Origin of the sequence: Coralloluteibacterium stylophorae (assembly GCF_018122625.2) — a bacterium.
Taxonomy (GTDB): Bacteria; Pseudomonadota; Gammaproteobacteria; order Xanthomonadales; family Xanthomonadaceae; genus Coralloluteibacterium; species Coralloluteibacterium stylophorae.
The window spans coordinates 214,893-237,090 of the sequence record NZ_JAGQFT020000004.1 but is presented as its reverse complement, the minus strand read 5'-3'; the positions used below and the strand labels follow the sequence as shown (position 1 = coordinate 237,090).

General features: G+C 73.8%; 16 protein-coding genes. 11 read left to right on the top strand and 5 right to left on the bottom strand.

The genetic code is table 11. The annotated features are described in order from the left end of the window. Positions 1-161 precede the first annotated feature (161 nt). The 3 genes from KB893_RS07805 (at position 162) to KB893_RS07795 (ending at position 4,546) form a co-directional block, all read left to right on the top strand. Positions 162-416 carry a YcgL domain-containing protein gene (locus tag KB893_RS07805; RefSeq protein ID WP_211926463.1) on the top strand — a complete coding sequence of 85 codons (255 nt, stop codon included), beginning with the start codon at positions 162-164 and terminating at the stop codon, positions 414-416. After that, the gene (locus KB893_RS07800) at positions 403-3,684 is read left to right on the top strand and encodes an ankyrin repeat domain-containing protein (RefSeq protein ID WP_211926464.1); all 3,282 of its coding nucleotides are present in this window, start codon (positions 403-405) and stop codon (positions 3,682-3,684) included. The genes KB893_RS07805 and KB893_RS07800 overlap by 14 nt, the downstream gene beginning before the upstream one ends. 223 nt (positions 3,685-3,907) lie before the next feature. After that, positions 3,908-4,546, top strand: a complete 639-nt coding sequence (locus KB893_RS07795; RefSeq protein ID WP_211926465.1) for a DedA family protein — start codon at positions 3,908-3,910, stop codon at positions 4,544-4,546. Here the strand turns inward: KB893_RS07795 and KB893_RS07790 are convergent. From KB893_RS07790 to trxA, 3 genes are all read right to left on the bottom strand, one after another. After that, entirely contained in the window at positions 4,537-6,351 is a 1,815-nt protein-coding gene (locus KB893_RS07790; protein WP_211926466.1) for a monovalent cation:proton antiporter-2 (CPA2) family protein, read from the bottom strand. The two genes, KB893_RS07795 and KB893_RS07790, sit on opposite strands and share 10 nt — an antisense overlap. A gap of 89 nt (positions 6,352-6,440) precedes the next feature. Beyond that, on the bottom strand, positions 6,441-8,267 hold the full coding sequence (gene rho, locus KB893_RS07785) for a transcription termination factor Rho (RefSeq protein WP_425491139.1): 1,827 nt from the start codon (positions 8,265-8,267) through the stop codon (positions 6,441-6,443). 222 nt (positions 8,268-8,489) lie between these two features. Next, entirely contained in the window at positions 8,490-8,816 is a 327-nt protein-coding gene (gene trxA / locus KB893_RS07780) for a thioredoxin TrxA (RefSeq protein ID WP_211926468.1), read from the bottom strand. 310 nt (positions 8,817-9,126) lie between these two features. On the opposite strand from trxA, the gene rhlB reads away from it, so the two are divergent. The 8 genes from rhlB (at position 9,127) to KB893_RS07740 (ending at position 18,506) form a co-directional block, all read left to right on the top strand. Then, positions 9,127-10,947 carry an ATP-dependent RNA helicase RhlB gene (gene rhlB / locus KB893_RS07775; RefSeq protein WP_211926469.1) on the top strand — a complete coding sequence of 607 codons (1,821 nt, stop codon included), beginning with the start codon at positions 9,127-9,129 and terminating at the stop codon, positions 10,945-10,947. 55 nt (positions 10,948-11,002) lie between these two features. After that, on the top strand, positions 11,003-12,898 hold the full coding sequence (locus KB893_RS07770) for a M61 family metallopeptidase (RefSeq protein ID WP_211926470.1): 1,896 nt from the start codon (positions 11,003-11,005) through the stop codon (positions 12,896-12,898). Between the two features lie 97 nt (positions 12,899-12,995). After that, complete coding sequence (gene ftsE, locus KB893_RS07765; RefSeq protein WP_211926471.1) at positions 12,996-13,682, top strand: cell division ATP-binding protein FtsE; 687 nt, start codon at positions 12,996-12,998, stop codon at positions 13,680-13,682. A 5-nt stretch (positions 13,683-13,687) separates the two neighbouring features. Further along, complete coding sequence (gene ftsX, locus KB893_RS07760; RefSeq protein ID WP_213173610.1) at positions 13,688-14,671, top strand: permease-like cell division protein FtsX; 984 nt, start codon at positions 13,688-13,690, stop codon at positions 14,669-14,671. 42 nt (positions 14,672-14,713) lie between these two features. Beyond that, complete coding sequence (locus KB893_RS07755; protein WP_211926077.1) at positions 14,714-15,559, top strand: response regulator; 846 nt, start codon at positions 14,714-14,716, stop codon at positions 15,557-15,559. After that, the gene (gene ung, locus KB893_RS07750; RefSeq protein WP_211926072.1) at positions 15,556-16,272 is read left to right on the top strand and encodes a uracil-DNA glycosylase; all 717 of its coding nucleotides are present in this window, start codon (positions 15,556-15,558) and stop codon (positions 16,270-16,272) included. Before KB893_RS07755 ends, ung begins: the two co-directional genes overlap by 4 nt. A 169-nt stretch (positions 16,273-16,441) precedes the next feature. Beyond that, a complete protein-coding gene (rpoH, locus tag KB893_RS07745) occupies positions 16,442-17,329 on the top strand; it encodes an RNA polymerase sigma factor RpoH (protein ID WP_211926071.1) in 888 nt (295 codons plus the stop codon). Positions 17,330-17,456: 127 nt separating this feature from the next. Then, positions 17,457-18,506: a hypothetical protein gene (locus KB893_RS07740; protein WP_211926070.1), complete on the top strand. Its 1,050-nt coding sequence runs from the start codon at positions 17,457-17,459 to the stop codon at positions 18,504-18,506. A 6-nt stretch (positions 18,507-18,512) separates the two neighbouring features. Here the strand turns inward: KB893_RS07740 and KB893_RS07735 are convergent, their stop codons facing one another. Further along, on the bottom strand, positions 18,513-19,796 hold the full coding sequence (locus KB893_RS07735; protein ID WP_211926069.1) for an NAD(P)/FAD-dependent oxidoreductase: 1,284 nt from the start codon (positions 19,794-19,796) through the stop codon (positions 18,513-18,515). A 69-nt stretch (positions 19,797-19,865) separates the two neighbouring features. Next, positions 19,866-22,070 (bottom strand): primosomal protein N', encoded by a 2,205-nt coding sequence (locus KB893_RS07730; RefSeq protein WP_211926068.1) that lies wholly within the window; start codon positions 22,068-22,070, stop codon positions 19,866-19,868. Positions 22,071-22,198: the final 128 nt, after the last annotated feature.

Sequence of the window (22,198 nt, the reverse complement as noted above, 5' to 3'; positions counted from 1 at the left end):
GTCCTTCCCTGGACGATGCCCCGTTCCGATCCCGATCCCCGATCCCCGAATCCCAATTCCCGTTCCCCGTTCCCCATCCCCTCCCGCTTCACCCGACCGCTTCACCTCCACCCCCTTTCCCGCCAGAATTCCCGCCTGTCACACACGCCTGAGAGCACGCCATGCAGGCGTACGTCTACAAGAGCCGCAGGAAGGCGGACACCTACGTCTACCTGCGCGAGCGCGACGGCTTCGCCGTGCTGCCCGAGCCGGTGCTGGCGCAGCTGGGCGCGCTCGACTTCGTGCTGGAGGTCGCGCTGACCCCGGAGCGGCGGCTGGCGCGGATCGACGCCGCGCGGGTGCGCGAGAGCCTGGCCGCACGCGGCTACCACCTGCAGTTCCCGCCGCCGCCCGGCGCGCCACGTGACTCCGACTGAGGCGCCGCGCCCGCGTCGAGGGCTGGCCGCCGCGGGCGCCGGCCTGCTGCTGGCGCTGCTGCCTGTGGTCCTGGCGCACCCGGCCGCGGCGCTGGCGCTGGTCCCCGCGCAGGCCGGCTTCGCGCTCGCCTGGGGCTGGCTCCGGGGTACCCGCCGCGGCCCCGACGGCGCGACACGCTGGCTGCGCGACGCCGCGGCGCTGCTGCTGCTGTGGGGCGGCGGCGCCTGTACGCTCGGCGCGGTCGCGGCCTGGCCCGCCGGGGCGCTCGCGGACGGCGGTCGGCTGTCGGCGGCGCTGGCCCTGAGCGCCGTCGCCGGCCTGGCACTGGTCGCGCTCTGGCGGCTGTGGCCCGCGTTCACGCGGGCGAGCCGCGAGGGTGGCGGCCTGGCGACGCTGCTGGAGGCGGTCGGCGAGACGGATCCGGCCTCGTTCCGGGGTCTGGCGGCGGCCACCGCGGTGCTGGTGGTGCTGGCGCTGGTCGACCTGCTCGCCTGGCCGGCCACGACGGCCTGGCGCCTGCCGCTGGCCCTGGCCCATCTCGTGCTGGCGCCGCTGGCGCACGGCCTGGTGCATCGCACGGGCGCCGCGCCGGCGCAGCCGGCGGCGGTGGCGCCGCCCGAGGCCGACGCCGAGCCGGCACCGGCGCCCACCGCGGCGGCCATGGCCGATCCCGACGCCGAGCTGTATCCGGCCGCGCGCGCGGGCCGCATCGAGCGCGCGCTCGATGCGCTGGCCGCCGGCGCCGATCCGCACGCCCTGCCGGCGGAGGACGAACGCGACCAGCGCACCCTGGCCATGCTCGCCGCGCTGCACGCCGACCTGCGCCTGCTGCGCGAGCTGATCGCGCGCGGCATCGAGGTCGACCGCCGCCACGGCGGCCTCACCGCGCTGCTGGTGGCGACCCGGGACAGCTGGCATGGCCGTCCCGAGGCGGTCACCACCCTGCTGGCGAACGGAGCCGATCCGCGCCTGACCGACGCCCACGGGCAGACGCCGCTGCACCATGCCGCGCGCAGCAGCGATCCGGGTGTCGCCGCCCTGCTGCTGGACGCGGGCGCGCCGCTGGACGCACTGGACGCGGACGGTGCCAGTCCGCTCGCTGCGGCCTGCGCCGCGGGCAGCTGGCGGCTGGCCCGGTTCCTGCTCGAGCGGGGGGCGCGGCCGGAACCGGTCGGCGGCCGTCCGGCGCTGCTGGGCGCGGCCGCGGGCGACGACGATGCCGCCGGGGTCGCCCTGCTGCTGCGCCACCGTGCGCGCGTCGATGCGGCCGACCGCGACGCGCGCACCGCGCTGATGGCGGCCTGCGCGGCCGGCAACCTCGACATCGTCGATGCCCTGCTCGACGCCGGCGCCGGCGTCGACCGCCGCGACGCCGCCGGCCGCACCGCACTGATGGAGGCCGTGGGCTGCGGCCGCATCGAGGTGCTGGAGCGCCTGCTCCGCGCGCAGCCGGATCCCGACGCGGCCGATGCCGGCGGCCGCACCGCCCTGATCCACGCTGTCGACCGCGGCGCCGGTCCGGACGTCCTGCGGCGGCTGCTGGAGCACGGCGCCGATCCCGCGCTGGCCGATGCGCAGGGCCGTCGCGCGATCGAACACGCGCTGGCCTCCGGCCGCTGGCACCAGGTGGCGGTGCTGGATCCGGGCTTCCCGCTGCCGGCGAGCCTGGCGGACGCGGCGCTGCCGGATGCGCGCGCACCGGAGCTGCTGATCGACGAGGCGCTGGCCGCCGGCCGCTTCGACCTCGCCTCGAGCCTGCTCGAGGCGCAGCCGCCCTCCGCGCGCGTGGACCTGCTGTCGGGCCTGCTGCCGGCTTTCGCGGGCGAGGGCGACCCGGCGCGGCTGGACTGGCTGCTGGCGCGGGGGGCCGATCCGGAGCGGCCACTCGAAGACGGCGACGACGCGCTGTTCCGCCTGCTCGGGCGCGGCGGCGCGGCGGCGCCCGGCATCCAGCGCCTGCTCGACGCCGGCGCCGCGCCGGCCGGGCGGGGCGGGCTGATGCGCTACCTGGCGGCCTGCTTCGAGCAGGAGCACGTCGCGCGCGGCTATGAGCAGCTCGCGCTGGCGCTGCTCGAACGCGGCGCGGACCCCTTCGGCGGCGCCGGCGACCCGCCGCTGTCCCTGGCGGTGCGCCTGGGTTGGCTGCGGCTGGCCGAGGCCCTGCTGCAGGCCGGCGCCTGGACCGAGGCACGCGACGGCGCCGGCATGACCGCCCTGCACCTGGCCTGCGGCCTCGGCCGCGGCGCCGCGGTGCGGCTGCTGGTGCGCTACGGCGCCTCCCCGCAGGCGGTGGCGCCGGACGGGCAGAGCCCGCTCGGCATCGCCCTCACCGACAGCCGCCGCGACCTCGCGGTGTGGCTGGAATGGCGCGACTGGCCGTTGCCGCCGCGGCCGCTGCGCGGCGACGACGTGCCCGCCGCGGCCATGGCCGGCGACGCCGGCGCGGTGGAGCGCCTGCTCGATCTGGGCTTCGCGGTCGATGCGACCGACGCGCAGGGCTGCACCGCACTGCTGCGCGCGGCCGGCGGCGGCCAGCTCGCCCTGGTCGAGCGCCTGCTCGCCCGTGGTGCCGATCCCGCCCATGCCGCGCGCACCGGCGCCACGCCGCTGTCGGCGGCGCTCACCGCCGGCCACGCCGCGGTGGTCGAGCGCCTGCTGGCCCACGGCGCCCGGGTCGACCAGCGCCTGCCGGCCGGGGTGACGCCGCTGATGCTGGCCGCGGCGCTGGGCCAGCCGGACATGGTCGGACGCCTGCTGGCACACCAGGCCGATCTCCACGCCCGCGACGAGCGCGGGCAGACCGCCCTGCACGTGGCCATGCTCTACGCCTTCGGCGCCGGCCAGCGCGCGCGCGTGCTGGCCCTGTTCGACACCCTGCTGCTGGCCGGCGCGGACGCCGGCGCGGCCGCGGACGAAGGCCACACGCCCCTGCTGCTGCTCCTGGGCTCACGCGCCGAGCCCGACGCGCCGCACGACGAGGAGGTGCTGCTGGCCGCGCTGGAACGCCTGCTGGAGGAGGACGGCGTGGACCTCGACGCGCGCGAGGGGAGAGGTTTCGGGCCGCTGCACGTGGCCGCCCTGCACGGCCTGCGCGGCGTGGCCCAGCGCCTGCTGCGCGCCGGGGCCGACCGTGCCGCCCGCGACGCGCTCGGGCGCACGCCCTACGAGATCGCGATCCAGCGCGGCTTCGTCGACGTCGCCGCCGAATTCGAGCCGGTCCGCTCCAGCGTCTCGCTCGCCCGCTTCCTGCGCACGCCGGAACGGTGAGCCGTCATCGTTCCGACGCGGACCGGCTGAATACTCCCGGCTCCCGGGCTCGCCATCCCCGGGGACGGCTCTTACACTCGCAGACCGCCCTGCGGGCGGAGCCAGGTCCCGGCCGGACGCGCGCATCCCCCGGGTGCCGCCGCATCCGGGTTCGGGGCCGGGTCGCCGCCCGCCGCCAAGAACGGAGCGCGCCTCGCGGCCGCGCGTCCACCTGATCCACTCGATGGACATCCTCAGCCTCCTCGTCGACTTCTTCTCGGACTACGGCTACCTGGCGGTCTTCCTGATCCTGCTGGCGTGCGGGTTCGGCGTGCCGATTCCGGAGGACGTGACCCTCGTGGCGGGCGGCATCATCTCCGGCCTCGGCTACGCCAACGTGCACCTGATGTTCGGCGTGTGCATGGTCGGCGTGCTGCTCGGCGATTCCACGATGTTCCTCATCGGCCGGCACTTCGGCGTGCGCGCACTGCGCTGGCGCTGGGTGAACTGGCTGCTGACGCCGGCGCGCTACGCCCGGGTGCAGCAGAAGTTCGAGCGCTACGGCACGCGGCTGCTGTTCATCGCGCGCTTCCTGCCGGGGCTGCGCTCGCCGATCTTCCTGACCGCGGGCATGACCCGGCGGGTGTCCTACCTCAAGTTCCTGATGCTCGACGGCCTCGCCGCGCTGATCAGCGTGCCGATCTGGGTCTACCTCGGCGACTACGGCGCCGACAACCACGAATGGCTGCTGCTGTGGCTCAAGCGCGGGCAGACCGGGCTGTACGTGGTGCTCGGCGTGGTCGGGCTGGCCATCGTCTGGTACCTGGTCCGCAAGCACCTGCGCCGGCGCTCGCTGCGCCGCCGGCGCACGCGTCAGGCCTGAGGCCGGCGCGGCGCGGCCCGCCCGTCCGCCTCGGCCGCCATGTCGGCGGCGAACAGCTCCTCGAGCTGGATCTGGGCGTCGCGGGTGGAGGCCACCAGCGCGCCGTCGTCCTCGTAGAGCGCCTGCTGCCGCGCCAGGAGCGCCTCGTCGTGGTCGTGGAAGCGGCGCCGGCAGCTCGCCGCGCGTTCGGCCGGCATGCCGAGCGCGGTGAGGACCCGCTCGCCCATCTCGAGGCTGGAGTGGAAGCTCTCGCGGACCTGCTCCGCACCGAGGTCCATGAGCCGGAACGCGTGCTGGCGGTTGCGCGCCCGCGCCAGCACCCTGAGGTGCGGGTAGTGGCGCTTGACCAGCCGCGCCACGCGCAGGTTGGAGTCCGGGTCGTCGATGGCGACCACGAACACCTCGGCGCGACCGACGTCGGCGGCGCGCAGCAGCTCGATCCGCTCCGGATCGCCGTAGTGGATCGGGTTGCCGTAGCGGCGCGACACCGCGACCTGCTCGACGCTGTGCTCGAGCGCGATGAAACCGATGCCGGCCGCGCGCAGCATGCGCCCGATCAGCTGGCCGACGCGGCCGAACCCGGCGATGACCACCCGCGGCGTGGCGAAATCGTCCGGCAGCGGCTCGGCGGGCGGCGGCGCCTGGCGGCTGCGACGCCGCAGCCAGCCGCCGACCGCGATCAGGGCCAGCGGCGTCGCCGCCATAGACAGGCCGACGATGGCGATCAGGCGCACGCGCATCGCCGCGTCGATCAGGCCGGCCTCGAGCGCCTCGGAGAACATCACGAAGGAGAACTCGCCGCCCAGGGCCAGCGCCGCGGCGAGCATCAGTGCGCCGCGGCCGTCGAGGCCGAACAGGCGCCCGATGGCCCACAGCAGCAGCGCCTTGGCGGCGAGCAGGCCGAGCACGCCGCCGGCGATCAGCCACGGCTCGGCGGCGATGGCGGCCAGATCCACGCTCATGCCGACGGCGATGAAGAACAGCCCGAGCAGCAGGCCCTTGAACGGCTCGACCTGGGATTCGAGCTCGTGCCGGAACTCCGAATCCGCCAGCAGCACGCCGGCGAGGAAGGCGCCCAGGCCCATCGACAGGCCGGCCTGCTCCATCAGCCAGGCGTTGCCGACCACGACCAGCAGCGCGGTGGCGGTGAGGAGCTCGCTGGTCCGCGCGCGGGCGACGATGCGGAACACGTAGCGCAGCACATAGCGTCCGCCGACCACGACCAGGGCGATGACCCCGACCGCCAGGCCGACCTCGTGCCACGACGGCGCCAGCTGCGCGGCGGCCTTGGCCGAGCCGAGCAGGGGGATGGCCGCCAGCAGCGGGACGGCGGCGAGGTCCTGGAACAGCAGGATGGCGAAGGCCAGCCGGCCGTAGGGCGAGGTGAGCTCGCGGCGCTCGGCGATGAGCTGCAGGCCGACGGCGGTGGACGACAGCGCCAGGCCGAGCCCGATCACCAGGTCCGTGCGCCAGCCGAAGCCGCCCAGCAGCGGGACCATGCCCAGCACCAGGCCGCAGGCCAGTACCTGCAACGCGCCGGCGCCGAACACCGCGCGCCGCATCAGCTTCAGGCGGGCGAGGGACAGCTCCAGGCCGATGACGAAGAGCATCATCACCACCCCGAGTTCGGAGGCGGCCATGACCCGCTCGGGATCGCCGACCACGCCCAGCCCCGAGGGTCCGATCGCGATCCCCGCCACCAGGTAGCCCAGCACCGCGCCGAGCCCGAAGCGGCGGAACAGCGGCACCATCACCACCGCGGCGATGAGGAAGACGAGCGCGAGTTCGAGGGAGTCGCCGTGCATCCGCGCAACGATAGCGGCTGGACCCGGGCTCCGGAACGAAAACGCCGGCCATGGCGGCCGGCGTCTTCATGCGGCGGATGGGGTGCGCGTCAGCGCTTCATCGAGCCGAAGAACTCGTCGTTGGTCTTGGAGTTCTTCATCTTGTCGAGCAGGAACTCGATCGCGGCCAGCTCGTCCATCGGGTGCAGCAGCTTGCGCAGGATCCAGACCTTCTGCAGCAGGTCCGGCTCGATCAGCAGGTCCTCGCGGCGGGTGCCCGAGCGGTTGATGTTGATCGCCGGGTAGACGCGCTTCTCGGTGATGCGGCGGTCCAGGTGCACCTCGGAGTTGCCGGTGCCCTTGAACTCCTCGTAGATCACCTCGTCCATCTTCGAGCCGGTGTCGACGAGCGCGGTGCCGATGATGGTCAGCGAGCCGCCCTCCTCGACGTTGCGCGCGGCGCCGAAGAAGCGCTTCGGGCGGTGCAGGGCGTTGGCGTCGACGCCGCCGGTCAGCACCTTGCCCGAGGAGGGCACGACGGTGTTGTAGGCGCGCGCCAGGCGGGTGATCGAGTCCAGCATCACCACCACGTCGCGCTTGTGCTCGACCAGGCGCTTGGCCCGCTCGATCACCATCTCGGCGACCTGCACGTGGCGCGCGGCCGGCTCGTCGAAGGTCGAGCTCACCACCTCGCCGCGCACGGTGCGCTGCATCTCGGTCACCTCCTCGGGCCGCTCGTCGATGAGCAGCATGATGAGGTGGGTGTCCGGATGGTTGGTGGTGATCGCCGTGGCGATCTGCTGCAGCATCATGGTCTTGCCGGCCTTCGGCGGCGAGACGATCAGCGCGCGCTGGCCCTTTCCGATCGGCGCGATCAGGTCGAGGATGCGGCCGGTGATGTCCTCGGTGGAGCCGTTGCCGCGCTCCAGGTGGAAGCGCTTGCGCGGGAACAGCGGCGTGAGGTTCTCGAACAGGACCTTGTTCTTCGACGCCTCCAGCGGCTCGCCGTTGATGGTGTCGAGCTTGAGCAGCGCGAAGTAGCGCTCGCCCTGCTTGGGGTCGCGGATGCGGCCGGTGATGTGGTCGCCGGTGCGCAGGTTGAAGCGGCGGATCTGGCTCGGCGAGATGTAGACGTCGTCCGGGCCCGCCAGGTAGCTGGCGTCCGGCGAGCGCAGGAAGCCGAAGCCGTCGGGCAGGATCTCCAGCACGCCATCGGCGGCGACGCCGTCGGGCGCGCGGGTGAGGATCTTGAGCAGGGCGAAGATCACGTCCTGCTTGCGCATCCGCGCCACACCCTCGTGGATGTTCAGCTGCTCGGCGATCTCCAGCAGCTTGTGCGCGGGCATGCGCTTGAGGTCGGCCAGCGAGTAGGCCGGGAAGTCCGGCGGCAGGGTCGGCGCCGGGCGCGGATCGTAGCGCTCGCCCTCGTCGCCGCTCGGCTCGCCCTGGGAGGCGCGCTCGGCGCGCTGCTGCTCGCGGCGCTCGCGGCGGTCGCGGAAGCGACGGTTGCGGTCGCGGCGGCCGCCGCGCTCCTCGCGGTCGCCGCCGGCATCGCCGCCGTCGCCGCCGGAATCGCCCTGCGCGTTCGCGCCGTTCGGGGTGTTCTGCTGGGGTGCCGCCGCTGGCGCGCCCTCGGCGGTGGCCTGCGCGGCGGCGGGTTCGGGCTTCGCCGGTGCGGGCGCGGCGGCCCTGGGTTCGGCTGCTGGCGCGGCGGGCGCGGCGGTCTCGGCGCTGGGCGCGGGCGCGGGCGCCTTGGCCGGCGCGGCCTCGGCATCGGCCTTGGGCTCGGCGCGGCGCGCGGCGGTCTTGGCCGGGGGCGCGTCGGCGATCGGCAGTTCGGCCTGTGCGGAGGTGTCGGCCCGCGGCTTGCGCGTGCGCTTCTCGGCGACTTCGCCGGTCGGGGTATCGGTTTCGGACAAGGGATGCACCTCGCGGATGCGAGCGTGGGAGGGGAAGAGTTCGGAGAGTGCGTTGCGACGCGTTGCGCCGTGCGGGGCTCGGCAGAGGAGCGCGACGGGCACGGTCCACTAACGCTACCACCGCCGGTCCGTCATCGACAAGACGCGGCGCGGCGGCCACGGCGGCCGTTCAGGCGGGCGGGCCGGGCGGGAGGACGGGGAAGGCGGCCGCCGGCGCGGTGCGCGGGCGGCCGCGTGCGCTCAGAGCGCGCTTTCGACGAACTGCGTCAGCTGGCCCTTGCCGAGGGCGCCCACCTGGCTGGCGGCGACCTTGCCGTCCTTGAACATCAGCAGGGTGGGGATGCCGCGGACGCCGTACTGCGCGGGCGTCTGCTTGTTCTGGTCGACGTTGACCTTGACCACCTTGACCCGGCCGGCGTGGGTCCGGGCCAGATCGTCGACCAGCGGGCCGATCATCTTGCAGGGGCCGCACCACTCGGCCCAGAAATCCACCAGGACCGGCTCCGACGACTCCAGGACCTGGGTCTGGAAGTCGCTGTCGCCGACATGCAGCACGCTGTCACTCACGGGAAACTCCTGTGTTCGGGGAGGGATCGGAGCCGCTGGCGGCACCGGAGCGGGCGATGGCCCGGGCATGCGCTAAACTGGGGAGGTTTACGCGCGCTTTCAAGCAGTGCACGCGGCATGCGGCGCCACCCGAGGGGCCGCCCGGCACGCCCTCTGCGGGTGCGGCCGCGGGGACCTGCACGGTCCGTTCCGACGCCGCAACGGCGGCCGCGATGCCACGCGGCCGGGCGCGCCCCGTCCCGTCGACCATGACGGACTTCCTCCTCCAGCGCGGGCCGCATCGCTCCCCGCGCGACCGATGCGACACATCATGTCCGACAAACCACTGACCGACGTCTCGTTCTCCTCCTTCGACCTCCATGCCTCGCTGCAGTCCGGCCTCGAGGCCGCGGGTTTCACCCGCTGCACACCGATCCAGGCGCTGACCCTGCCGGTCGCGCTGGCCGGCCGCGACGTCGCCGGCCAGGCCCAGACCGGCACCGGCAAGACCCTGGCCTTCCTCGTCGCGGTCATGAACCGCCTGCTGACCAGGCCGGCCCTGGCCGAGCGCAAGCCCGAGGACCCGCGCGCGCTGATCCTGGCGCCGACCCGCGAGCTGGCGATCCAGATCCACAAGGACGCGGTCAAGTTCGGCTCCGACCTCGGCCTGCGCTTCGCCCTGGTCTACGGCGGCGTCGACTACGACAAGCAGCGCGCGCTGCTGCAGGAGGGCGTGGACGTCATCATCGCCACGCCCGGACGGCTGATCGACTACGTCAAGCAGCACAAGGTGGTCTCGCTGCACGCCTGCGAGCTGTGCGTGCTGGACGAGGCCGACCGCATGTTCGACCTCGGCTTCATCAAGGACATCCGCTTCCTGCTGCGGCGCATGCCGGTGCGCACCGAGCGCCAGACCCTGCTGTTCTCGGCGACGCTGTCGCAGCGCGTGCTCGAACTCGCCTACGAGCACATGAACGACCCCGAGAAGCTGGTGGTCGAGACCGAGTCGGTCACCGCCTCGCGCGTGCGCCAGGTCGTGTACTACCCGGCCAACGAGGAGAAGCTGCCGCTGCTGATCGGCCTGCTGTCGCGCTCCGAGGGCGCGCGCACCATGGTGTTCGTCAACACCAAGGCCTGGGTCGAGCGCGTGGCGCGGGCGCTGGAGCGGGCCGGCTACCGGGTCGGCGTGCTGTCGGGCGACGTCCCGCAGAAGAAGCGCGAGACCCTGCTGGCGAAGTTCCAGAAGGGCCAGCTCGAGCTGCTGGTCGCCACCGACGTGGCCGCGCGCGGCCTGCACATCGACGGCGTCAGCCACGTCTACAACTACGACCTGCCGTTCGACGCCGAGGACTACGTGCACCGCATCGGCCGCACCGCACGCCTGGGCGCCGAGGGCGACGCGATCAGCTTCGCCTGCGAGATGTACGCGATGGGGCTGCCGGACATCGAGGCCTACATCAAGCAGAAGATCCCCTCCGCGCCGGTCGAGCCGGAGCTGCTCAAGCCGCTGCCGCGCCCGGAGCGCGAGAAGGTCGAGGGCGAGGAGGCCGAGAGCGTCGGCGAGATCTTCCGCGAGGCGCGCGCCGAGGCCGAGGCCACCGGACGCCGCCGCGGCGGCGGCGGGCGTGCCGGCGGTCGCGGCGAGGGCGCTCGTGGCGAAGGCGGTCGTTCGCGCGACGGTGCGCGGCGTCGCGGGCCGCGCCGCGAGGACGCGGCCGCGCCGGTCGCGGAAGGCGGTCGCGATGCGGCGCTGGCACAGGCGCGGATCGAGGCCGCCGAAGGCGCGCCGGCCGCCGCCGCGACGCCGGCGGAGCCGAGCGTGGAGGCCGCGGAGGGCAGCGAGGGCGGTGCACCCAAGCGCAGGCGTCGGCGCGGCGGCCGTGGCCGCAAGCGCAACGGCGAGAACGGCGCCGGCGCCGGCGCCGAGGCCGCGGCCGATGCCGGCGAGACCGCGGCCAAGCCCGCCGAACGCGCGCCGCGCGGCGGCGACCGGCCGCCGCGTCCGCGCACGCCGCGCGCTGGCACCGGAACCGCGCCCCAGGCCGAGCCGCGCCCGCAGCGCCAGAAGGACACGGCCGCACCGGCTGCGACCGAGGCGCCGTCCCTGATCGGCCGCCTCAAGCGCGGGCTGCGTTCCATCTTCGGAAGCTAACCTCCGCACGCGGCGGCGGTACCATCGGGCGTTTCCCGTCCGAGACCGCCGCCGCATGTCGAAGTCGCCCCGTACGCTCGCCGCTTCCGTCTTCCTCGCGCTGTCCGCGCCCGCCGTGGCGCAGACGCCGCCGCCGCAGGACCGGCCGTACCCGGGCACGCTGGCGATCGAGGTCGACGCCACCGACCTCGACCGCCGCATCTTCCACGTCCGCCAGACGATCCCGGTCGCGCCGGGTCCGCTGACCCTGCTGTACCCGCAGTGGATCCCCGGCAACCATTCGCCGACCGGCCCGATCAACAAGATCGCCGGCCTGCACGTGCGCGCCGACGACCGGGCCCTGGCCTGGTCGCGCGACCCGGCCGACGTCTATGCCTTCCGCGTCGACGTGCCGGAAGGGGTGTCGGAGCTCGAGCTCGAGTTCGACTTCCTCTCCCCGACCGCCCGCGACCAGGGCCGCATCGTGATGACGCAGGAGATGCTCAACCTGCAGTGGAACACGGTGGCGATGTATCCGGCCGGCTACGAGGCCGACGACATCCGCATCCGCGCGAGCGTGGCGTATCCGGCGCAGTGGACGGCGGCGACCGCGCTGGAGGTGGCCTCGCGCGAGGGCGACACGATCCATTACGCGCCGGTGGCCTTCGAGACGCTCATGGACTCGCCGATCTACGCCGGGCGCCACGCCCGCGTGATCGATCTCGATCCGGACGGCGCGAGCCCGGTGCGGCTGAACGTGTTCGCCGACGCGCCGCGCTACCTCGAGGCCAGCGACGAGCAGATCGCCAGGCACCGCAGCCTGGTCGAGCAGGCCGACCGCCTGTTCGGCGTGCGCCACTTCGACCACTACGACTTCCTGTTCTCGCTGTCGGACCGGCTCAGCGGCAACGGCCTCGAGCACCACCGCTCCAGCGAGAACGGCAAGCAGCCGGGCTATTTCACCGACTGGGACAACCTGCCGGCGCGCGACCTCCTCGCGCACGAGTACGTGCACTCCTGGAACGGCAAGTTCCTGCGCCCGGCCGACCAGCTGGTCGGCAACTACAACCGGCCGGTGCAGGACAGCCTGCTGTGGGTCTACGAGGGCCAGACCCAGTACTGGGGCTACGTGCTCACCGCGCGCGCCGGGCTGTGGAGCAGGCAGCAGGCGCTGGACACCTTCGCCCGCGTCGCCGCGACCTACTCCATGGACCGCCCCGGCTTCTCCTGGCGCTCGATCCAGGACACCACCAACGATCCGATCATCGCCCAGCGCCGGCCGCAGCCCTACCGCAGCCAGCAGCTGTCCGAGGACTACTACGTCGCCGGCGCACTGACCTGGCTGGCGGTCGACGCGAAGCTGCGCGAGCTCAGCGGCGGCAGGCGTTCGCTCGACGACTTCGCCGCGCGCTTCTTCGGCGGCGACGACGGCACGTGGATGCCGCCGCGCGGCTACCGCTTCGAGGACGTGGTCGCCGCGCTGGAGGCGGTCGCGCCGCACGACTGGACGACCTTCCTGCGCAGCCGGCTGGACGCCAACGCACCGCCGCTCGACGGCCTCGCCGCGGCGGGCTGGCGGCTGGTGTTCACCGACACCCCGGGCGACATGGACAAGGCACTGGCCGCGGCCTACAAGGTCGCCGACTTCACCTATTCGCTGGGGCTGACGGTCTCGGCGGAGAGCAGCGAGGTTGGCGCGGTGCGCTGGGACGGACCGGCGTTCCAGGCCGGGCTGGTGCCGGGCAGCACCCTGGTGGCGGTCGACGGCGAGGCCTACACGGCCGAGCGCCTGGAGACGGCGGTGCGCGCCGCCGCCGCCGATCGGCAGCGCACGATCGACCTCCTGATCAAGGACGGCGAGCTCTACCGCACGGTGCGCATCGACTACCACGAGGGGCTGAAGTACCCGCACCTCGAGCGCATCCCCGGCGCGCCGGACCGGCTCTCGAAGATCCTCGCGGCCAAGGGCTGAGGCCCGGTCGGCGGCGGGCGCGTCGACTAGACTTGCCCGCCATGCCGCGCCCGACGATGCCCGCCACCTTCCATTCCTCCGCCGCGGGCGGTTCCGCATGAGCCTCCTGCGCTTCGACGGCGTGGGCAAGCGCTATGCGGGCGGCCACGAGGCGCTGGCCGACGTCAGCTTCCGCGTCGAGGCCGGCGAGATGGTCTTCGTCACCGGGCATTCCGGCGCCGGCAAGAGCACCCTGCTGCGCCTGGTCCACCTGTCCGAGCGGCCCAGCCGCGGCGCCGTGCTGGTCGACGAGCGCAACCTCGCCAAGGTGCGCGGCGCGCGCGTGGCACACCACCGGCGCCGGGTGGGCACGGTGTTCCAGGACCATCGCCTGCTCGCCGACCGCACCATCTTCGAGAACGTCGCGCTGCCGCTGGTGATCGCCGGCACGCCGCGCGCGGAGATCGGCAAGCGCGTACGGGTGACGCTCGAGAAGCTCGGGCTCGGCGGCCGCGAGCGTGCGCGGCCGGTGGAGCTGTCGACCGGCGAACAGCAGCGCGTCGGCATCGCCCGCGCGGTGGTCGCGCAGCCGCCGCTGCTGGTCGCCGACGAGCCGACCGGCAACCTCGATCCGCAGCTCGCCGCCGAGGTCATGCAGCTGTTCGCCTCGCTGCCGGCGCAGGGCACCACGGTGCTGGTGGCGAGCCACGACCTGGCGCTGATCAAGCGCATGCGCCGGCGCGTGCTGGTGCTCGACCATGGCCGGCTGATGGACGACATCGCGCCCGAGGAGCTGGCCGCGTGAGCGCGGTGCCCGAGCCGCGGAAGAAGCCCGGCGGCGCGCGCCAGAAGGATCCGCGCGCGAACGCGGGCGAGCGCCTGCGCGCCTGGCGCGAGCAGCACGTGTTCGGACTCGTCTCGAGCCTCGGCCGGATCGCGCAGCGACCCTGGGCGACCCTGCTCACGGTCGGGGTGATGGCGGTCGCGCTCGCCCTGCCGCTGGGGCTGTGGCTGTCGCTGAAGAACGTCGAGCGCTTCTCCGGCCACCTGCGCGACGCGCGCGAGATCGGGGTGTTCCTGCATCCGGAGGTGCCGCTCGACCGCGCCCGCGCGCTGGCCGGCGAGATCGCCCAGCGTGCCGATGTCGACGAGGTGCTGGTGACCACGCCGGAGGACGGCCTGGCGCAGTTCCGGCAGATGGACGAGCTGGCCACCGCGCTCGATGCGCTGGACGGCAATCCGCTGCCGGCGGTGCTGACGGTGGTTCCGGTCGCCGATGCCACCGACGGCGGCGCCGCGGTCGCCGCGGCGATGCAGGTGCTGCCCGAGGCCGAGATCGTGCAGCACGACGCGGTGTGGCGCGAGCGCCTCGACCGCTGGCTCGCGTTCGGCGAGCGGGTGGTGATCGTGGTCGGCCTGCTGCTGGGTCTCGGCACGCTGCTGGTGGTCGGCAATACCGTGCGCCTGGACATCGCCGCGCGTGCCGAGGAGATCGGCGTGCTGCAGCTCCTGGGCGCGACCGACCGCTTCGTGCGGCGCCCCTTCCTGTATCTCGGTGCCTGGTACGGCCTCGGCGCGGGCCTGCTCACGCTGGCGATCCTCGCCGGCGCGGGGCTCGCGCTGCGGCCGACGCTGGCGGCGCTGGCGACGAGCTACGGCAGCGCCTTCGCGCTGGAAGGGCCGGGTGCGGCCGGCGCCGCGACTGTGCTGGTCGTCGCAGTTGCGCTGGGATGGGTGGGCGCGCGGCTCGCCAGCGGGCATCATCTGCGGCTTCACCGCCCGGTCGAACTGTAGATGCCGTCCGCCACGCTCGCCGCGCCGGCATCGCTCCCGCCGATGGAATCCGCCAGCTTCCGCCATCTCGACGTCGATGCTCCGCGCGTGCTCGTGGTGGACGGCTCGCGCGTGGTGCGGCGGATGATCGAGAACGTGCTGCGCAAGGACCTGCCGGGCGTCGAGGTGATCGGCTGCGACAACGGCATCGACGCCCTCGTCGCCATCGCCGATGCGCCGGTGCACCTGGTGACCACGGCGCTGTCGCTGCCGGACATGGACGGGCTCGAACTCGCCCGTCGGGTGCGCGAGCATGCGCCGCAGGCCTACGTGCCGATCATCGTCGTCTCCGGCAACGCGCAGGAGCACCTCGAGCAGCGCCAGTTCACTGCCGACGTCACCGACTACTTCGACAAGTCGCTCGGCTTCGGCGCGCTCGCCGCCTTCATCCGCGGCTACGTGCGTCCGGAGCGCGAGCCCGACGGCAGCGTGCTCTACGTCGAGGACAGCCGCGTGGTCGCCACCGCGACCTGCCGCATGCTCGAGCGCCACGGCCTGGGCGTCGTCCACGCGATCAGCGCGGAGGATGCCCTGGGCCGGGTCGAGGCGATGCGCCGCGGCGAGGCCGAGCAGGTCGACCTGGTGCTGACCGACGTCTACCTGAAGGGCGCGCTCAGCGGCGGCGACCTGCTCGCGCGCCTGCGCGGCGAGTTCGGCCTGTCGAAGTCGGAGCTGCCGGTGGTGGTCATGACCGGTGACGCCAACCCGGTGAACCAGAGCGCGCTGCTGCGCGCCGGCGCCAACGATCTGGTGCAGAAGCCGATCGAGGAGCGCCTGCTCATCACCAAGCTGCTGTTCCAGCTGCGCCTGGCCCGGCTCGCCCGGCAGCGCGTCGCCGAGTCGGCATGAGCAGAAGCCGGGTGCGGCTGGAGGCGTCGTGGAAGGCGCGCCTCGAGGACTATCTCGCGCGCGAGGACATGCAGGCACTGGGCGCCTGGCTGCGCGAGGAGAAGGCGCGCGGGCCGGTGTACCCGCCGGCTCCCGACATCTTCGCTGCGCTGGACGCGACGCCCTTCGACGCGGTCAAGGTAGTGATCCTGGGGCAGGATCCCTATCACGGGCCCGGCCAGGCGCATGGCCTGTGCTTCTCCGTGCAGCCGGGCGTCCCGGTGCCGCCCTCGCTCAACAACATCTACGCCGAGCTCGCGCGCGACCTCGGCCTGCCGCGTCCCGACCACGGCTGCCTGCTGCCGTGGGCGCGCCGTGGGGTGCTGCTGCTCAATGCGGTGCTCACGGTGCGCGGCGGCCAGGCGGGCAGTCACCAGGGCCGCGGCTGGGAAGGTTTCACCGACCACATCGTCGAGGTCCTGGCGCGGGAGCGCGAGAACCTGGTGTTCATGCTCTGGGGCAGCTATGCCCAGGCCAAGGCGCGGCGCGTCGACCTGTCGCGGCACTGCGTCCTGCGCGCCCCTCACCCTTCGCCGCTGTCGGCGCACCGCGGCTTCATCGGCTGCGGGCATTTCTCCAAGGCCAACCGCTGGCTGGAGGTGCGCGGCCTCGGCGCGGTCGACTGGCGGCTCCCGCCGCGGGCCGAGGTCGCCGGCTTGCTTTCGCGCGACTGAAGCTCCAGTTCCGTTCGACTGTCCTTCCACGGCCGTGGGCGTAGACTTCGGTTGTTCCAGATGCGGTTGAAGCTGAACGCTTCGACGCGCGACTGTTCCATGGATGAAAACGTGTGGAACTTTCCCGCGCCTTAGCACTCCCATAGACCGACTGCTAAGATCCGACGCCATGAACCAGACTGCCCTGCTTCCCGCCACCGGCATGGTGGCAGACAGCTTCCCCATTCCCAGCGCGCTCGGCTCGCTGGACGCCTACATCGCCGCGGTCAACCGCGTGCCGATGCTGAGCGTCGAGGACGAGCAGGCGCTGGCGCGCGACTACCACGAGCACGAGAACCTCGAGGCCGCGCGCACCCTGGTGATGTCGCACCTGCGCTTCGTGGTCCACGTGGCCCGCGGCTACAGCGGCTACGGCCTGCAGATGGGCGACCTGATCCAGGAGGGCAACATCGGCCTGATGAAGGCGGTGAAGCGCTTCGACCCCGAGGTCGGCGTGCGCCTGGTGAGCTTCGCGGTGCACTGGATCCGTGCCGAGATGCACGAGTTCATCCTGAAGAACTGGCGCATCGTCAAGGTCGCCACCACCAAGGCGCAGCGCAAGCTGTTCTTCAACCTGCGCAAGTCGAAGAAGCGCCTAGGCTGGATGAATGCCGAGGAAGTCCGCGCGGTGGCCCGCGACCTCAACGTCGAGGAGCGCGAGGTGCTGGAGATGGAGGCGCGCCTGTCCGGCCGCGACATCGGCTTCGACGCGCCCGCGGGCGACAGCGACGACGACCACGCGCCGCCGGCGCCGGTGGCCTACCTGGTCGACCAGCAGGACGATCCCTCGCTCGCCTACGAGCGTGAGGACGAGTCGGAGAACCAGCTCGAACTGCTGCGCGACGGCCTGGCCGAGCTCGATGCGCGCTCGCGCGCGATCATCGCCCGGCGCTGGCTGGACGACGAGAACAAGGCGACGCTGCAGGAACTCGCGGACGAGTACGGCGTCTCCGCCGAGCGCATCCGCCAGATCGAGGCGAACGCGCTGAAGAAGATGCGGGCGCTGTTCGCGGCCTGAGCCGCGGCACCTTCCGCAGTGGAAGGGCTCCCTCGTCGGGAGCCCTTCGCGTATCCGGGGGGCACCGCCGCCCTGCGCCGCTCGCGCGCGCATGCGAAACTCGCATCCCTTCCCCGCGAGCCCCGTCATGAGCACCCTGGTCCAGTCGTCCACGCCCGTTCCCGCCTCTCCCGCCAACGGCGGCAGCCGGCTGGTGTGGTGGCTGCTCGGCGGCCTCCTCGCGGTCGGCCTGCTGGTCGTGCTGGCCATCGGCGGCCTGCTGTCCTGGGCCTGGGGTGCCTACCGCGAGCAGGCGCAGGCGGCGCTGCAGGCCGAGCCCGCGGTGGCCGAGCAGATCGGCACCATCCAGGACATGTCGCTGGACCTCGTCGCCACCGGCGACGCGCCCGGCTCCGAACTCGTCTTCGAGGTCCGCGGCGACCGCGGCGCGGGCACCGTCACCGCCGATTTCGAGACGGTCGACGCCGATCACGAGCGGGTCGCCAGCGGCAGCCTGGTGCTGACCGACGGCAGCCGGTTCGAGCTCGGCGAGGTCGACGCCGACGCGGCGTGGAGCGACGGCGATGCGCCGCTGGACTTCCGCGCCCAGGCCGAGGCCGCCATGGCTGCCGATCCGGCCATCGCCGCCGAGCTCGGACGGATCCTGTCCAGCGAGATGGACGAGGACGCGAGCATGGCCCATCCGGGCGCGGACGTATTCGTGTTCGACCTGGTCGGCGAGCGCGGGCGCGGCCGCGTCGTCGCGCCGTTCATCACCGTCGACGCCTACAGCGAGTGGCTCGGCGAGGGCACCCTCACGCTCGAGGACGGGCGCGAGCTCGAGGTCGGCAGTCCCTATCCGGACGCGCAGGCGCGGACCGGATCCGGCCTGGACATCGACGCGCTCTACGCCGAGGGCATGCGGATGTTCCAGGAACAGGCCCAGGCCGCGCTGCAGGCGGACGCCGCGGTCGCCGAGCACATCGGCGAGATCATGGTGCTGGAGATGGACGCCGACGCGACCGAGGCCGCGCCGGGCGAGGACACCTTCGTGTTCGACATCGCCGGCTCGCGCGGCAGCGGCCGCGTGGTCGCCGACTTCATCACCATCGACGCCGACACCGAACAGCTGGGGCCGGGCACGCTGCGGCTGGACGACGGGCGGGCGATCCGGCTGCCGTCCTCGACGCGGCTGTAGGCCTGCTCATCCCGCGTCGGCCTCGTCGGTGCCGGCGCGTGGCGCGGCGCCGAGGATGATGCGCGCGTTGCGGCGCCAGCTGACGTAGGCCCAGGCCCAGTCCACAAGGACCACGATCCGGTTGCGGAAGCCCGCGAGGAACAGGACGTGGGCGAACAGCCAGACCCACCAGGCCAGCGCGCCGGTCAGCCGGCGCCCGGCGATGACCGCGATGGCGCGGCCGCGGCCGATGGTCGCCATCGAGCCGTAGTCACGGTAGCGGAACGGTGGCGGCGCGCGTCCCTCCAGCCGCGCGCGGATCGCGCGGGCGACGTGGGCGCCCATCTGCTTGGCGGCGGCAGCGACCCCCGGCACCGGCTCGCCGTCCTGCTCGAGCGTGGCGAGGTCGCCGGCGACCGAGATCTCGGGGTGGCCGGGGAGGCTGAGGTCGGGTTCCACCCGCACCCGCCCGGCGCGGTCGCGCCCGCCCGGCAGACAGCTCCCGAGCGGCGAGGCGGCCACGCCCGCGGCCCAGAGGATCGTGCGCGCGTCGATGCGGCCGCTCTCGCCGAGCGCCACGCCCTGCGCGTCGACGTCGGTCACCGGGCTGTCCAGGCGGACCTCGACCCCCAGCGACTCCAGCTGCCGGCGCGCCGCGTCCGACAGCGGTTCGGGATAGCCGGCCAGGATCCGCGGGCCGGCCTCGACGAGGACGACCCGGGCGGAGCCCGCGTCGAAATGGCGGAACTCGTGCGCCAGCGTGTGCCGCGCGATCTCGGCCAACGTACCGGCCAGCTCGACGCCGGTGGCGCCGCCGCCGATGACCACGAAATGCAGCCAGTGCGCGCGCGCCGCGGCGTCGTGCTCGCGCTCGGCGCATTCGAAGGCGAGCAGGATCCGGCGGCGGATCGCCAGCGCATCGTCGAGGGTCTTGAGTCCCGGCGCGTACCGGGCCCAGTGGTCGTTGCCGAAATAGGCGTGGGCGGCGCCGGCCGCGACCACGAGGTGGTCGTAGTCGAGGCTGCCGCCGCCGGCCAGCGTCACCCGCCGCGCGTCCGCATCGATACCGGCGACCTCGGCCATCAGCACTTCGGCATTCCGTTGCCGGCGCAGCAGCCGTCGCAGCGGCATGGCGATGCTGGGCGCGGCCATGCCGGCGGTGGCGACCTGGTACAGCAGGGGCTGGAACAGGTGGTGGTTGGCGCGGTCGACGAGGGTGACGCGGACAGCGGCGTCGGCGAGGCCGCGCACGGCCTCGAGTCCGGCGAAGCCGCCGCCGATCACGACGACGCGGGGTGGCTGCTGCTGCATCGATGGCTTCCAGCGGACACGGACCGACAGCGATAGCACGTCGCCGGCACGCCGGGTGTCGAGGCGGGCTCAGTAGAGATCGACGGGATCGACGTCCAGCGACCAGCGCACCCGACGCGCGGCGGGCAGTGCGTAGAGCTGCGGGATCCAGCGCCCGAGCGCGCGGTGCAGGGCCGGGCGCGTCGCCGCCATCAGCAGCAGCTGGCCGCGGACGCGGCCGGCGCGCCGCGCCATCGGCGCCGGCATCGGGCCGTGCACGGCGACGCCGGCGTCGCCACCCGCGGGATCGGGCGCAAGGATGCCGCGCGCGGCCCCGAGGAAATCGCCGACTGCGGCGTCGGTGAGGGCGTCGGCGCGCAGCAGGGCCATGTGCGCGTAGGGCGGCAGGCGCGCGGCCTCGCGCTCGGCGAGTTCGAGCGCGGCGAAGGCCGGGTAGCCGCCGCCCAGCAGCGTATGCAGCAGCGGGTGCTCGGGATGGTGGGTCTGCAGCAGCACCTGGCCCGGCCGGTCGGCGCGGCCGGCGCGGCCGGCGACCTGGATCAGCAGTTGCGCCAGGCGCTCGGGGGCGCGGAAGTCGGCGCTGTGCAGGCCTTCGTCGACCCCGACCACGGCGACCAGCGTCAGCCGCGGCAGGTCGTGGCCCTTGGCCAGCATCTGCGTACCGATCAGGATGCCGGGGCCGTCGCCGAGCGTGGCCAGGTGCTGCTCCAGCGCGCCACGGCGCTGGGTGGTGCCGCGGTCGATGCGCAGGCGCAGCGCATCGGGGAACGCCTCCGCCAGCGCGTCCTCGATGCGCTCGGTGCCGGCGCCCTGCGGCTGCAGGGCGAGGCTGGCGCAATCGGGGCAGGCCCTGGGCGCGCTCGCGCGCGCACCGCAGTGGTGGCAGATCAGGCGTCCGCCGCGCGCATGCACGGTCATGGGCGCGTCGCAGCGTCGGCACTGCGCGCTCCAGCCGCAGTCGTGGCAGAGCAGCACCGGCGCGTAGCCGCGCCGGTTCTTGAACACCAGCGCCTGCTCGCCGCGCTCGAGCGTGGCCCGCAGAGCCTGCAGCAGTTCCTCCGACAGGCCGGCCTCGAGGCGTCGCTTGCGCACGTCGATGACGCGCACCGCCGGCGCACGCGCGCCGGTCGCGCGCTGGCCCAGGCGGTGATGCGCATAGCGGCCGGACAGCGCGTTGTGCAGCGACTCCAGCGCCGGCGTGGCGCTGCCGAGCACCACCGGCACCGCCAGCGCGCGCGCGCGCACCAGGGCGATGTCGCGGGCGTGGTAACGGACGCCCTCCTGCTGCTTGTAGGACGCGTCGTGCTCCTCGTCGACCACGATCAGGCCAGGCTCGGGCAGCGGGACGAACACCGCCGATCGCGTGCCGATGACCACCCGCGCCTGGCCGCGGGCGCAGGCGGTCCACACGCGGGCGCGCTCGCCGTCGGCGAGCCCGGAGTGCAGCACCTCGACCGGCACGCCGAGGCGGCGCCGGAAGCGGGCGAGGGTCTGCGGCGTCAGCCCGATCTCGGGCACCAGCACCAGCGCCTGGGTGCCGCGTTCGAGGCAGGCGGCGATGGCGTCGAGGTAGACCTCGGTCTTGCCGCTGCCGGTGACGCCCTCGAGCAGCATCGGCGCGAAGCGGCCCAGCGAAGCGCGCAGCGCGTCCGCGGCGGCCTGCTGTTCGTCCCGCAGCACCGGCATCTCGCCGCCTGCCGAAGGTGCACGCGTCGCGAACGCCACCCGCTCCGCATAGCCACGCCGGTGCAGCCCGCGGGCCGCGGCTCGCCAGCCCGGCGTCCCGGCGTCGAGCACGGCTTCGGCCACGGCGTCCGCATCGATCCGGTCCGCCAGCGCCCGCGGACGCGAGCCGGCACGCAGGCGTGCCCGCGCCCGGCGGCCGTCCTCGGTGAGGCGCCAGCCCCAGGTGGCGGTGTCGGGCAGCGGCTCGCCGCCGCGCAGCGCCACCGGCAGGGCGGTCGCGAGCACCTCGCCCAGGGGCTCGTGGTAGTAGCGCGCGATCCAGTCCAGGGTCGCCAGCAGCTCGCCGCCGAGCAGCGGGTCGGCATCGATCACCTGCAGCGCCTCGCGCAGGGTCGACGGCGTCTCCGCATCCGCCGGCGCCACCGCAGCCACGACACCGATCTTCTCCGCCGGCCCGAACCGAACCCGCACGCGGCACCCGACCAGGTCCGGCGTCGCCGGCGTCCCCTCGGGCGGGAGGTAGTCGAACAGCTGCGGCAGGGGAACGGGCAGGGCGACGCGCAGGAGCGTCGGAGACGGGTCGGACATGCGTCCAGTCTAGTCGCCGCTCGGGCCGGCGCCGGCCGGGCCGACACGGTCGCAGTTGCCGGAGATTCCTCGCCGCTGCGTCACGAGTGGCGGGCAACTCCCCGTCCCCAAATGGAAAAGATCCTTAT

Excerpts from the sequence above, each read along its gene's own strand:
- KB893_RS07805 (WP_211926463.1), top strand. The coding sequence starts at position 162 with ATGCAGGCGTACGTCTACAAGAGCCGCAGGAAGGCGGACACCTACGTC.
- KB893_RS07795 (WP_211926465.1), top strand. The coding sequence starts at position 3,908 with ATGGACATCCTCAGCCTCCTCGTCGACTTCTTCTCGGACTACGGCTAC.
- KB893_RS07790 (WP_211926466.1), bottom strand. The coding sequence starts at position 6,351 with ATGCACGGCGACTCCCTCGAACTCGCGCTCGTCTTCCTCATCGCCGCG.
- rhlB (WP_211926469.1), top strand. The coding sequence starts at position 9,127 with ATGTCCGACAAACCACTGACCGACGTCTCGTTCTCCTCCTTCGACCTC.
- KB893_RS07770 (WP_211926470.1), top strand. The coding sequence starts at position 11,003 with ATGTCGAAGTCGCCCCGTACGCTCGCCGCTTCCGTCTTCCTCGCGCTG.
- ftsE (WP_211926471.1), top strand. The coding sequence starts at position 12,996 with ATGAGCCTCCTGCGCTTCGACGGCGTGGGCAAGCGCTATGCGGGCGGC.
- KB893_RS07755 (WP_211926077.1), top strand. The coding sequence starts at position 14,714 with ATGGAATCCGCCAGCTTCCGCCATCTCGACGTCGATGCTCCGCGCGTG.
- ung (WP_211926072.1), top strand. The coding sequence starts at position 15,556 with ATGAGCAGAAGCCGGGTGCGGCTGGAGGCGTCGTGGAAGGCGCGCCTC.
- rpoH (WP_211926071.1), top strand. The coding sequence starts at position 16,442 with ATGAACCAGACTGCCCTGCTTCCCGCCACCGGCATGGTGGCAGACAGC.
- KB893_RS07740 (WP_211926070.1), top strand. The coding sequence starts at position 17,457 with ATGAGCACCCTGGTCCAGTCGTCCACGCCCGTTCCCGCCTCTCCCGCC.
- KB893_RS07735 (WP_211926069.1), bottom strand. The coding sequence starts at position 19,796 with ATGCAGCAGCAGCCACCCCGCGTCGTCGTGATCGGCGGCGGCTTCGCC.
- KB893_RS07730 (WP_211926068.1), bottom strand. The coding sequence starts at position 22,070 with ATGTCCGACCCGTCTCCGACGCTCCTGCGCGTCGCCCTGCCCGTTCCC.